Genomic DNA, 12,419 nt, shown 5'->3' with positions numbered 1-12,419 from the left:
CAACAATAGATCCCGTAGTAAACGAAGTGTATTCAGGAGGTTACTGCCGTGGCAGTAGAAACCAAGAAGATCTCCAAGGTTCTCGTAGCGAACCGAGGTGAGATCGCCGTGCGCGTCATTCGTGCTGCTCGCGATGCCGGGATCTCCTCAGTCGCCGTTTATGCCGAGCCGGATGCGCAGGCGCCCTTCGTCACGCTTGCCGATGAAGCCTTTGCCCTCGGCGGTTCCACCTCTGCTGATTCTTATCTTGTCTTTGACAAGATTCTGGACGCTGCCGCTAAGTCCGGCGCGGATGCCATCCACCCCGGCTATGGTTTCTTGTCCGAAAATGCCGATTTTGCTCAGGCCGTTATCGATGCCGGCCTGACCTGGATCGGCCCGCCTCCCCAATCCATCCGCGCTTTGGGCGATAAGGTCACGGCCCGCCACATCGCCGAGCGCGCCGAAGCTCCCATGGCCCCTGGTACCAAGGATCCTGTGGCCAACGCGGACGAGGTCAAGGCCTTCGCGGATGAGCACGGCCTGCCCGTGGCCATCAAGGCGGCGTTTGGTGGCGGCGGCCGCGGCATGAAGGTCGCGCACACCGCCGAAGAGATTCCGGAGCTTTTTGAATCCGCGACCCGCGAGGCCACCACCGCCTTTGGCCGCGGCGAGTGCTTTGTCGAGCGCTACCTCGATAAGGCCCGCCACGTGGAGGCCCAGGTTTTGGCGGATAAGCACGGCAATGTGGTGGTCGTCGGCACGCGCGATTGCTCCCTGCAGCGCCGCTTCCAAAAGCTCGTAGAGGAGGCGCCGGCGCCTTTCCTGAGCGACGAGCAGCGCGCCTCCATTCACGAGTCCGCCAAGCGCATTTGCCGCGAAGCTGACTACTGCGGCGCCGGCACCGTGGAGTATTTGGTCGGCGCCGATGGCCTGATTTCCTTCCTCGAGGTCAATACCCGCCTGCAGGTGGAGCACCCCGTTTCGGAGGAAACCACCGGGCTGGACCTCGTGCGCGAGCAGTTCCGGATTGCCCAGGGCGAAAGGCTTTCGCTGAGCGAAGACCCGGCACCGCGCGGGCATGCCTTTGAGTTCCGCATCAATGGTGAAGACGCCGCGGCCGGCTTCATGCCCGCCCCCGGGACCATCGTCAAGTACTCCGAGCCCGCTGGGCCTGGCGTGCGCGTGGATTCGGGCGTCGTCGAGGGCTCCGTCATCGGCGGGCAATTCGATTCCATGCTGGCCAAGCTCATTGTTTGGGGTCCGGACCGCGAAACCGCCCTGCGGCGCTCCGCCCGCGCCCTGGCTGAATACCAGGTTGAGGGCCTGCCCACCGTGCTCCCCTTTGACAGGGCCATCGTCGCCGATCCCGCCTTTACCGCGGAAAATGGGTCCTTCGATGTCTACACCAAGTGGATCGAGGAGGCGTGGGATAACCAGCTGACGCCGCATGATGATTCCACCGATGCGGAAGCCGGCGCGCCCGAGGCCTCCCAGGTCCACACCGTAGAAATCGACGGCCGCCGCATCGAGGTAGCATTGCCCGCCACCTTTGGCATTACCGGCGCGCGCAAGCGGAAAAAGCGCAAGGGTGCCGGTGCCAAGGCCGCGGTATCCGGCGATGCCGTGACCGCACCGATGCAGGGCACGGTTATCAAGGTGAACGTAGAAGAGGGCCAAGAGGTAGAAGAGGGCGATATCGTCCTGGTCCTTGAGGCAATGAAGATGGAAAACCCCGTCAAGGCCCACAAGTCCGGCACCGTGACCGGCTTGGCGGTCGAGGCCGGCTCGTCCACCACCAAGGGCGCGCAGCTGCTGGAAATTAAGTAGCCGCGCCAGCTAGCCTGGTAGAATGACTGATTCTTCTCTTGGTGTTCGCTTGGCCAAGGAAGAGGACCGCGACTACCTTGCGGGCCTCTTCCCCTCCCATATCGCGGACTGGTCCCCCATCGTTGATGGCGGCGTCATCGCCTTGCCCCTTGCCGCCAATGAGGATCCAACTGTAGAGCCCGTGGGGGCCGCGCTCCTGCGCTACTACCCCGCCGCCACCAAGGGCCCAGCCTTCCTTGGGGATCCGGGCGCTGACCCGCTTGACGATGCCACCTGGCTCACCCCCTTCGATCCCGAGGACATCCCCGAGCTCATCGTCGCCACGAATGGCACCGACGACGAGGCTTCCCGCGCCCACGACCTGCTCGTTGCTAACGCCATCGATCTCGCGGCCGAGCAAACCGCCCCCGGCATCGCGTCCGCCACGCCACTACCGGGCTTCGAAGAACTCGCCCCAGATAAGTTCTTCCGCCGCTTCTAATCTGGCGTCTGTCTCTTGCAGGCCTCCGGTTCCAGCAAGAGATGAATTTTAGCTAGTACCCTTGTGTTCTGCACCACAGCTGCTATTGTTGAGGGCTATGAAGATTTCCGCCTAGTACGACGTCCCTTGCACACTCGTTCTTTAAAGGTGGATTCTTCATGCCGATTTCTTTTTCCCAACTCAGCCTGTCGTGGCCAGACGGCACGCCCTGCTTTTCACAGCTTTCCGGAACGATCCCTGACTCGGTTACGGGGATGATTGGCGATAATGGCTCCGGAAAGTCAACCCTTGCTAAGGTCCTGTCCCACCAGATCGCGCCGTCCTCGGGTACATTCACGGCACCAGAGGTCACGTACCTAGACCAAGATCTTGGCTTGCGTGATTCCTTAACCATCGCCGAAGTATTCGGCGCGGCGGAAAAGATTGCCGCGCTCCACGCACTTGAAGCGGGAAATTACTCCGAGGATCTGCTGAAAACCATTGGTAACGACTGGGATATCGAAGACAGGATTCATGCTTGCCTTCATAACGTAGGCGTTGCCTACCCGCTAGATCGCACCATCGGTACGCTGTCTGGAGGCGAAGCGGTCACCATCGCATTAAACGCCGTCTTTTTGATCACCCGGACTTTGTCATCCTCGATGAGCCGACCAATAACTTGGACGCAGCAGGAAAATCCAAGGTCACCGAGCTCATTTCCAGCTCTTCTACGCCCATTCTTGTCATCTCCCATGACCTAGACCTGCTCTCCCATGTCGAGCACATTGCAGAACTCTACGCGGGAAGTTTGCGGTTATTTTCCGGAAATTATCACGCCTACCGGGAGGCCATTGAAACCGAACAGCGCGCTGCTGAAGCAGAAACTCGCGAGGCCAAAGCCGAACACCGCAAGCAAGTGCGCGAGCGCGAGGCGATGCAAGTGCGCATTTCCAGGGATCAGCGCCGCGGCAAGGCCTTCTCGCACAACCGCCGAAAGCCCGGGATGGCGATGGGAAACGATAAGAACCGCTCCCAAAATACCGCGGCTAAGCGGTCTGCTCAGGCATCGGGTTCGGTGCAGGAGGCATTTGCTGCCTATCAAGCTGCGCAAAATAAGATCCGCCCTGACGAACATGTCCACGTCGATCTCCCAGGCACGCAGTTGCCTAATGGCACCCGCGTGCTCACCAGCAGCATCGTGGACTTAACCGGCCCTGAGCATGTACGCCTTATGGGGCCAAATGGCAGCGGGAAAACCACATTCCTTAATAAGGTTGCCCGCGGTGACGTTGAGTACAGCTTGGACTGTGGATATTTGCGGCAGAAAATCACCTTGCCGGAAGATCGCACAATCTTAGAAATGGTCACGGAGGCCAACCCCACTGCTCACCCACAATTCATCCGCGATCAATTGGCACAGCTACTATTTCGCGATGACCAAGTGCACCGCCGCACCGACCAGCTATCGGGCGGCGAACGCTTCCGCGCGGAATTTGCCCGGGTGTTGCTAGCCGAGCCCAGCCCGCAATTCCTCCTGCTTGATGAGCCCACCAATAATTTGGATATCACCACCATAAAGTGGCTCGTGCAGATTCTTGAGTCCTACGAGGGTGCGTACCTGCTGGTCAGCCACGATGAGGGCTTCTGCAAGCAGCTCAGCTTAACCTCGCAGGTTCATATCTAGCTCCCTCAGCCTTCACTCTGTATCACTCCCACTAGTACAGTTTGTGCTACTATTAGTAATACAAAAATAGTCGGAGGAGGTAGCTCATGCTCATCACACTCAACCCCGACGTGGATGTGCCGGTCTTCCAGCAGATTCACGATGAAATCGTGCTGGCCATCGCCCGCGGGCAGCTTTTTGCCGGCGACAAGCTCGATCCCGTGCGCCAGGTCGCCGCGGATATTGGTATCAACCCGGCCACCGTAAAACACGCCTACGACTTGCTCGTTGCTGATGGCCTCGTCGAAACCGCGGGTCGCTCCGGATCGATCGTCCGGCCCGGCGCGCACACCGCGGCGCAAGAACAGCAGGTTCGGCAACGCCTGCGCCGCGTGGCAACCCTCGCCCGCGCCCAGGGCTTTTCCACTGAGGAGCTCCACAGCTATCTCGATTCCACACTGAAGGAGCTTGCATGATTCTTACCGTCCTCATGGCCGCCACCACGTTGACAATAACGTGGATAATGACCACAATCCCGGCCCTTACGGCGCAAGGGGCCCCGCTCGGCGTCCGCGTTCCTAAGAGTCATCTTTCTGATCCGGTTGTGGTCGGCGCCATTTCTGGTTTTAAAACCCGGACGTGGATAGTGGGCATCGCCGCAACGGTTATTTCGCTTTTCTACGTTAACCACTCGTGGGTGGCGGCCCTGTCTTCCCTGCTGGTCGTCTTCGGTAGCATGTGGGCTTACCTCTCCCAGCGCCGCTACATCATCGCGGCCAAGAAGGAGGGCGGCTGGTTCGACGGGGTAGAAACCGCCGTCAGTGCCCGAGTAGCAGGGCGGGACGCTGACGCTGTGCAGGATATTGATGTACCAACCCCGTCTTTTCCCTGGCTAACCATGCTAGGTTCCTTGCTTGCCATCATCGCTGGCGCACTCATCGTCGCCGCCAATTGGTCCACTATCCCCAATCCCGTGCCGGTGCACTGGGATGGTTCTATGGAGCCCGATAGTTGGAGCGAAAAGTCTATAGGCAGCGTCTTTTTCCTCACGTTTATTGCACTGGGGGTGTGGCTGCTTTTCGCAGCCATCTGCTGGTTTATCCAATACGCCGCGGTACGCCCGCGCTCGGAGCGCTCCATCAAGGCGCGGCTGCGCAATCAAGCAAATCTAGCAGCCTCCAATGAAGCGATGGGCATTTTGCTGCTTCTCATGTCCCTCGGGCTGTCCTTTATGCAGATCACCGGCCCGCTACCGGGCTATCAGGACTTAGTAGGACTCTCCATTATCACTATGCTTGTGATGACCATTGGTGGCTCCATTGCCATCGTGGCGATGATCCTTCGCGCCCAATCGCGGCTCGAGGATCAGCTGCGCGGAGTGAAATTTCCCGATGACAACAAGGAATCCCCCGATAATGACGAGCATTATAAGTGGGGGATCCTGTATTACAACCCCGATGACCCAGCGGTGCTGGTGGAAAGGCGCCTAGGCGTCGGAATTTCCTTCAACTACGCCACGTGGCAGGCGAAGGTCTTTCTCGTCGTCATGGCGCTCATCATCATCGGATCGATTGCGCTTCCGTTCATCCTGAATTAGCTAATGCGGTCCAGGATGATCTGGCGCTCTTTATCCAGCGGGGCATCCGTAATCTTGAAGCCCTGCTGCAAGGTCTCCAGGGAGCGTTCGAAGCGTTCTGGGGTCTCCGTATGCAGGGTGAAAAGCTTCTGGCCCTTGGATACTTTCTCACCCTTTACCGCGTGCAATTCAATGCCTGCGGTTGCCTGGACTGGGTCTTCCTTCCGCGCGCGGCCAGCGCCCAGGCGCCAAGAGCTTATACCTACGGACAGGGCATCGAGTTCAGTCAAGTAACCATCGGATTCAGCAATGACATCATGGGTATGCGTAGCCTGAGGAAGCTGGGCATCTGGGTCTCCGCCCTGTGCCTTAATCATTTGCTTCCATTTGTCCATGGCGCGGCCATCCTTGAGCGCCTTTTCCACGTCGGCATCGTGCACGCCCGCTGCTTCCAGCATCTCGCGCGCGAGCGCTAGGGTCAGCTCGACGACATCGCTTGGCCCGCCGCCAGCCAGAACCTCGACAGATTCTTCGACCTCGAGCGCGTTGCCCACTTTTCGGCCCAACGGGGTGGACATATCCGTCAATAGTGCCGTGGTGGCCGTACCGGCGTCGTTACCCAAGTCCACCATGGTCTGCGCCAACTCGCGGGCCAAGGTCTTATCCTTCATAAAGGCACCGGAACCCACCTTGACATCGAGCACCAAAGACGAGGTACCCTCCGCAATCTTCTTCGACATGATGGAAGAAGCGATAAGTGGAATGGCCTCAACGGTGGAGGTGATATCGCGCAAGGCATAGATCTTCTTATCCGCAGGTGCCAGCCCTGAACCTGCCGCACAGATGATGCAGCCCGGATCCTCCAGGATATCCATCAAACGCTTATTGGAAATATCCGCCTGCCAGCCCGGGATGGACTCCAGCTTGTCTAGTGTGCCGCCGGTGTGGCCCAACCCGCGACCAGAAAGCTGCGGTACCGCCACGCCAAAGGCGGCCACGAGGGGTGCAAGCGGCAGCGTGATCTTATCGCCGACGCCACCGGTGGAGTGCTTGTCCGCAGTCTTCTTGGACAAGGAGTCAAAGCTCATCGTCTCACCGGAGGCAATCATTGCCTTGGTCCACTGCGAGATTTCCTCGCGGTTCATGCCGTTGAGGAAGATAGCCATGTTGAGTGCAGCCATCTGCTCATCGCCCACCACCCCGCGCGTATAGGCATCAATGACCCAGTCGATTTCCTCCGGGCTAAACACCCCCTTGTCGCGCTTGGTGCGAATAACATCTACCGCATCGAATTTCTCGGCCACGACGACTCCTCCTGTAATGATCTGGAAACCGAAGCGCACAAGCACATATTGTGATTTACTGCACTATATATAGCGGTTGTACACTTCACCACGTCCAATTATCATTCCCTATAGAACAGATGTCAACGAGAATTTTTCTTTTTGTTCTAATAGAGAATTAATACACTCTCTTCACCCCGTAGAAAGAAAGTCCATACCGCAATGAACGCTACCCCGGATGCGCCTTTTACCGATGCCGAATTGCTCAGCCTCGCAGAAAAGGCAGCCCACCACGCCTGGGCACCCTATTCCTCTTTCCCAGTCGGTGCGGCTTTGCTGCTTGCCGATGGCCGCATTGTCACCGGCTGCAATGTCGAAAACGCCTCCAGCCCGCTGGGCATTTGCGCCGAACGCAACGCCGCTGCACACATGGTCACCACCGCAGACGTAACGGCCACCGATGGCCACTTGCCCAGTATTCCGCAGATTAAAGCGGTTGCCATTGTCGGCTTAAAGTCCGCGCCTTGCTACCCTTGCGGGGCCTGCCGCCAAGTCCTGCGGGAGTTTAACTGCGAGCGCGTCATCGTCTCCGTCGATGGAAAGCCCCGCAGCCATGACTTTGCCGAAATCCTCCCCCATTCCTTTGGCCCAGAGTCACTCTAACTAAAAAGTCCCTTCAAAGAACGGTCAGAAAAATATGGAACGTCTACAAGGATTGCTCGGCATCATTGCCATTCTTGCAGTGATCTACGTCCTGTCGAGCTCGCGTAAAAATATCAAGTGGCGCACCATTGGCGTGGGCCTTGTCCTGCAGGTGGTCTTCTGTTTCTTGGTCCTCGCGTGGGAACCTGGATTCAAAGCCCTCAAGGGCATCGCCAATGGGCTGACAAAGCTCACGGAATTTACCAACGAGGGCACCCAATTCGTCTTCGGTGGACTCTTCGGTGACGACTTTGTCTTTGCCCTCAATGTGCTGCCCGTGATCATCTTCTTGGGTGCTATCATCGCCGCCCTGTACTACCTTAGGGTTATCCAGTACTTCGTGGAATACGTCGGCTCCGCCATCAAATGGCTCATGGGTACCTCCAAGGTGGAATCGGTCTGGGCCACCACCGTGATCTTCCTCGGGCAATCCGAGGCCCCACTGGTGATTAAACCCTACCTTCCCAAGCTCACCCGATCCGAGCTTTATACCTGTATGGTCGGCGGCTTTGCCTCCGTGGCCGGATCCACGTTGATCGGCTATTCGCTCTTGGGCGCGCCCCTGGAGTACTTGCTCGCCGCATCGCTCATGAATGCGCCGGGCTCCCTGCTCGTCGCCAAGGGCCTTATGCCAGAGACGGAAGAAACAAACCTCGACGCCACCGTTAAAGACGTCCGCGATACCGAATCTAAAAACATCATTGACGCCATCAGTAGCGGTGCCATGGCCGGCGGTAAGATCGCCATCTCGGTTGCCTGCTTGCTCATCGCCTTCATCGCCTCGATCGTGATGCTCTCTGCCATCCTCGGCGGCATTGGTTCCCTCTTCGGCCAAGATAACTGGTCGCTGGAAGGCCTCTTCGGCATCATCTTCGCCCCAGTGGCCTGGCTTATCGGTACGCCTTGGAACGAGGCCCTCGAGGTGGGTAACTTCATCGGCCAAAAGACCATCCTCAACGAGTTCGTTGGCTACACCGCATTCGGTGAAAGCGTCGATGAGCTCAGCGATAAGGCCGTCTTGATCTCCTCCTTCGCCCTCGCTGGCTTCGCCAACCTGTCCTCCATCGGCATCCAGATTGGCTCCATCGGTGGCCTCATCCCTGAGCGCCGCGGTGAAGTAGCCAAGCTTGGCCCGCGCGCACTCTTCGGTGGCTTCCTTACCAATATGCTCAATGCCGCTATCGTCGGCGTCATCGTTGCACCAATGGTTCTCTAACCCGCCGCGCTACACTTACGGCATAGAAATCCCCTCCTAGCTGGATATTCATCCAAGCAGGGAGGGGATTTACGTGCCTGCGCTAGTTAGCGCGCTATTTGATCACGGCGATGAGATCGCCGCCTTCCACCTTGGTGGCCTGGCCAATGGCCACGCGGTCCACCACGCCATCCTTGGTGGCGGAAATGGAAGCTTCCATCTTCATGGCCTCGATGACCGCGATTTGGTCGCCGGCCTTGACCTCGTCGCCTGCCTCTGCCGTGGGGTTCACCACGCCGGCGAACGGGGCCGCTACATGGCCGTCATTGGACGGGTCCGCCTTTTCCACCGTGGCCACGGTGGACTCGGCGTTTTCATCGCGCACCTTCATCGGGCGGATTTGGCCGTTGACGTTGAGCACAACATTGCGCATGCCCTTCTCATCTGGCTCACCCACCGCGTCGAGGCGGACCACGATCTGCTTAAGGTTGGAGCGATCGGTGGAGTTTTCTGGGAAGAAATGCACCACCTTTTCTTCGCCTTCGGTCAGACCGTAGAAGAAGGTCGTATCCGTCAGCGCCTCGGTATTGCCAAACTTGCGGCGGAACTCATTGAATTCCTCAAACTGCTTAGGAAAGAGCAAGCGGTTCAGGCTGGCGCGACGCTCATCCGAGTCATCCGAGTCCAAGTGCGGCTGTTCCTCAGCCGGGACATCGTTAATCTGCGCACCGGTTTCGGTTCGGCCATCAAGGACCTTATCGCGCAGCTCAGGCCAGCCACCCGGAGGGGTGCCTAGCTGGCCGCGGAGGAATTGGTCCACGGAATCCGGGATATCGTACTTCGTAGGGTTGGCCGCGAAGTCTTCCGGAGCAACGCCAGTGCCCACGAGGTGGAGTGCCAAGTCACCCACCACCTTGGAAGATGGGGTGACCTTGGTAGGCCGGCCCAGCATCTCGTTGACGGCGGCATAGTTATCCTCGATGACCTCGAAGCGATCCGCCAGGCCCAATGCGACGGCCTGCGCGCGCAGGTTCGACAGCTGACCACCCGGAATCTCGTGCTTGTACACGCGGCCGGTCGGGCCAGGAATGCCGTTTTCAAACGGAGCATAGAGCTGGCGCACGGCTTCCCAGTACGGCTCCAAGTCCGAGACCGCTTGCAGGTCGATTCCGGTATCGCGCTTGGAGTTGGAGAAGGCGGCGATGAGCGCGGAAAGCGATGGCTGCGACGTGGTGCCAGCCAGCGGTGCCGAGGCACCGTCGACGATATCGGCGCCAGCCCGCGCCGCCGCGAAATAGGTAGCAATCTGGCCACCGGCGGTATCGTGCGTGTGAACGTGAACCGGCAGGTCGAATTCCTTGCGCAACGCGGTCACTAGGGTCGCTGCGGCCTCTGGGCGCAGGAGGCCGGCCATGTCCTTGACGGCCAGGATGTGCGCGCCGGATTCTACGATCTGCTCGGCGAGCTTCAAGTAGTAATCCAAGGTGTAGAGGTCTTCCTTCGGCGAAGAAAGGTCACCGGAATACGCCATGGCAACCTCGGCCACGGTGGTATTCGTCTCGAGCACGGCATCGATGGCGGGGCGCATCTGGGAGACATCATTGAGCGCATCGAAAATGCGGAAGACATCCACGCCGGACTTGGCCGCTTCCTGCACGAAAGAGCGGCAGACCGAATCTGGGTACGGGGTATAGCCCACGGTATTGCGCCCGCGCAGAAGCATCTGGATGTTCTGGTTCGGCATGGCCTCGCGCAGCAGGTCCAGACGCACCCAGGGATCCTCGTGGAGGAAGCGCATGGCGACGTCATAAGTCGCACCGCCCCACGCCTCCACGGAGAAGAGGCCTGGGGTCAGGCGCGCCACGGCTTCTGCCGCAGAGACCAAGGCCGTGCTGCGCACGCGGGTAGCAAGCAAGGACTGGTGGGCATCGCGGAACGTCGTATCCGTAACCATCAAGGAATCCTTGGCGCGAATCTGTTCCGCGTACTTCTGCGGCCCGAGCTCCAAGAGGTCATCGCGGGAACCGCGCGGGAGCGGCTCTTCCGCATTAAACTTCGGCAGCTTATCAAATGGGCGCAGCGCGGTGGGGCGGTCACCATTGGGCTTATTCACGGTGACATCCGCGATGTATTCCAGGATACGGCCGGACTCATCCACCGCCGGTGGGGCCTTGAGCAGATCTGGGTGTTCGGTGATGAATCCGGTATCGACGCGGGTATTGACGAAGTCAGACTCATTGAGCAATGCGCGCAGGAAGCCGATATTGGTGGCCACGCCGGATACGTGGAACTCGTTTAACGCGCGGCGGGCTCGGTGAACAGCCTGCTCGAAGGTGGTGCCGCGGCAGGTCATCTTCACCAAGAGGGAGTCGAAGTTGGGCGAGACTTCAGCACCCACGGAGGTCGCACCATCCAAGCGCACGCCAGCGCCGCCCGGCGAGCGGTACGCTGTCAACGTACCCGTATCTGGGCGGAAGCCGTTATTCGGATCTTCGGTAGTAATGCGGCACTGCAGGGCAGAGCCGGTAATGGTGATATTTTCTTGCGACAGGTTGATGTCTTCCAAGGAAGCGCCGGCGGCGATATTCATCTGCGCCTTGACGATGTCCACACCGGTAACCTCCTCAGTCACGGTGTGCTCCACCTGCACGCGGGGGTTCATCTCAATGAAGACGTGGTTGCCGCGCTCGTCCACAAGGAATTCCACCGTGCCGGCGCCCTCATAGTTGATGTGCTCGCAGAAGTTCACGGCATCCTGGCAGATGCGATCACGCAGCTCCGGATCCAGCGATGGCGCCGGAGCGATTTCCACGACCTTCTGGTGGCGGCGCTGCACGGAGCAGTCGCGCTCAAAGAGGTGGATGACATTGCCCTGGGAATCCGCAAGCACCTGCACCTCAATGTGCTGCGGATTAATCACCGCGGTCTCGAGGTATACGCTGCCATCGCCAAAGGCCGCCTCGGCCTCGCGCGAGGCCTCTGCCGCCCGTTCGCGCAGCTCAGATTCGGATTCCACGTAGCGCATACCGCGCCCGCCGCCGCCGGAGACGGCCTTGACAAAGACCGGGAAGCTGAAGTCACCGGCGTCTGCTACCAGCTTATCGATGTCCGTGGTCGGCTGCGAGTCCTGCAGCGTCGGCAGCCCCGCTTCCTTCGCGGCGTTGACCGCGGCGGATTTGTCACCGGTGAGATCTAGCGTGCTCGGGGTGGGGCCAATGAACTTAATGCCATTGTCCTCGCAGGCGCGGGCCAAATCGGCGCGCTCGGACAAGAAGCCGTAGCCCGGATAGATCGCATCCGCCTCAGACTTCTTGGCAGCGCGGATGATTTCCTCGATATCGAGGTACGCCTTAACGGGCTGTCCCTCGTCACCAATGCGCACTGCTTCATCCGCAAAGGCGCGGTGGAAGGAGTTGCGGTCTTCACGAGGATAGACGGCGACGGTCTTCGCCCCCGTTTCAAAGGCAGCGCGGAAGGCACGCACGGCGATTTCACCGCGGTTGGCTACCAAAATCTTGTCGAACGATGGAAGGGCGGAATTGGCCACTTGGGTGTTCCTTTCAACTTGGAAGACGCCGCCTTGCAACGTCCCCACTGGGGTGATCCGTCTCTCAGTTTAGAGATAAGAATAGTTTTTATCATCCCTTTTTAAAAACGGGATTTTCTACACTCACCTGCAACTTAAACCCCACGTAAGCAATTTCTGCCAGCCAACCAGTATTAACAGACCT

At 59.2% G+C, this 12,419-nt stretch carries 10 protein-coding genes; 8 read left to right on the top strand and 2 right to left on the bottom strand.

The window, feature by feature from the left end; all coding sequences use genetic code 11:
* Nucleotides 1-48 precede the first annotated feature (48 nt).
* The 6 genes from EL217_RS02690 to EL217_RS02670 all read left to right on the top strand — a co-directional run bounded on the left by EL217_RS02690 (nt 49) and on the right by EL217_RS02670 (nt 5,529).
* Nucleotides 49-1,809, top strand: a complete 1,761-nt coding sequence (locus EL217_RS02690; RefSeq protein WP_126318415.1) for an acetyl-CoA carboxylase biotin carboxylase subunit — start codon at nt 49-51, stop codon at nt 1,807-1,809.
* Nucleotides 1,810-1,831: 22 nt separating this feature from the next.
* Nucleotides 1,832-2,290, top strand: a complete 459-nt coding sequence (locus EL217_RS02685) for a hypothetical protein (RefSeq protein WP_005277373.1) — start codon at nt 1,832-1,834, stop codon at nt 2,288-2,290.
* A 158-nt stretch (nt 2,291-2,448) separates the two neighbouring features.
* Nucleotides 2,449-3,030, top strand: a complete 582-nt coding sequence (locus EL217_RS11315) for an ATP-binding cassette domain-containing protein (RefSeq protein WP_232018380.1) — start codon at nt 2,449-2,451, stop codon at nt 3,028-3,030.
* Nucleotides 2,949-3,953 carry an ATP-binding cassette domain-containing protein gene (locus tag EL217_RS02680; RefSeq protein ID WP_232018379.1) on the top strand — a complete coding sequence of 335 codons (1,005 nt, stop codon included), beginning with the start codon at nt 2,949-2,951 and terminating at the stop codon, nt 3,951-3,953. Before EL217_RS11315 ends, EL217_RS02680 begins: the two co-directional genes overlap by 82 nt.
* A gap of 86 nt (nt 3,954-4,039) precedes the next feature.
* Entirely contained in the window at nt 4,040-4,408 is a 369-nt protein-coding gene (locus tag EL217_RS02675) for a GntR family transcriptional regulator (protein ID WP_023016844.1), read from the top strand.
* Entirely contained in the window at nt 4,405-5,529 is a 1,125-nt protein-coding gene (locus EL217_RS02670; protein ID WP_023016843.1) for a DUF1648 domain-containing protein, read from the top strand. Before EL217_RS02675 ends, EL217_RS02670 begins: the two co-directional genes overlap by 4 nt.
* Here EL217_RS02670 and EL217_RS02665 read toward each other — a convergent pair.
* Nucleotides 5,526-6,812, bottom strand: coding sequence for a thymidine phosphorylase (locus EL217_RS02665; protein ID WP_023016842.1), 1,287 nt, complete (start codon nt 6,810-6,812; stop codon nt 5,526-5,528). The genes EL217_RS02670 and EL217_RS02665 overlap by 4 nt on opposite strands.
* A gap of 201 nt (nt 6,813-7,013) precedes the next feature.
* Here EL217_RS02665 and EL217_RS02660 point away from each other — a divergent pair, with 201 nt between their 5' ends.
* Together EL217_RS02660 and EL217_RS02655 are read left to right on the top strand one after the other, a co-directional pair.
* Nucleotides 7,014-7,454: a cytidine deaminase gene (locus EL217_RS02660; protein ID WP_023016841.1), complete on the top strand. Its 441-nt coding sequence runs from the start codon at nt 7,014-7,016 to the stop codon at nt 7,452-7,454.
* Nucleotides 7,455-7,488: 34 nt separating this feature from the next.
* Nucleotides 7,489-8,709, top strand: coding sequence for a NupC/NupG family nucleoside CNT transporter (locus EL217_RS02655; RefSeq protein WP_023025404.1), 1,221 nt, complete (start codon nt 7,489-7,491; stop codon nt 8,707-8,709).
* 94 nt (nt 8,710-8,803) lie between these two features.
* On the opposite strand, the gene EL217_RS02650 is transcribed toward EL217_RS02655, so the two are convergent.
* A complete protein-coding gene (locus EL217_RS02650; protein WP_126318413.1) occupies nt 8,804-12,235 on the bottom strand; it encodes a pyruvate carboxylase in 3,432 nt (1,143 codons plus the stop codon).
* Between the last annotated feature and the right edge of the window lie 184 nt (nt 12,236-12,419).

The sequence above is a fragment of the Corynebacterium segmentosum genome (genome assembly GCF_900637825.1).
In the GTDB taxonomy this organism is placed as follows: domain Bacteria; phylum Actinomycetota; class Actinomycetes; order Mycobacteriales; family Mycobacteriaceae; genus Corynebacterium; species Corynebacterium accolens.
This window is presented reverse-complemented; position numbering and strand designations above follow the sequence as displayed.

Coding starts and splice junctions, on each gene's coding strand:
- EL217_RS02685 (WP_005277373.1), top strand. CDS start 1,832: ATGACTGATTCTTCTCTTGGTGTTCGCTTGGCCAAGGAAGAGGACCGC.
- EL217_RS11315 (WP_232018380.1), top strand. CDS start 2,449: ATGCCGATTTCTTTTTCCCAACTCAGCCTGTCGTGGCCAGACGGCACG.
- EL217_RS02675 (WP_023016844.1), top strand. CDS start 4,040: ATGCTCATCACACTCAACCCCGACGTGGATGTGCCGGTCTTCCAGCAG.
- EL217_RS02670 (WP_023016843.1), top strand. CDS start 4,405: ATGATTCTTACCGTCCTCATGGCCGCCACCACGTTGACAATAACGTGG.
- EL217_RS02660 (WP_023016841.1), top strand. CDS start 7,014: ATGAACGCTACCCCGGATGCGCCTTTTACCGATGCCGAATTGCTCAGC.
- EL217_RS02655 (WP_023025404.1), top strand. CDS start 7,489: ATGGAACGTCTACAAGGATTGCTCGGCATCATTGCCATTCTTGCAGTG.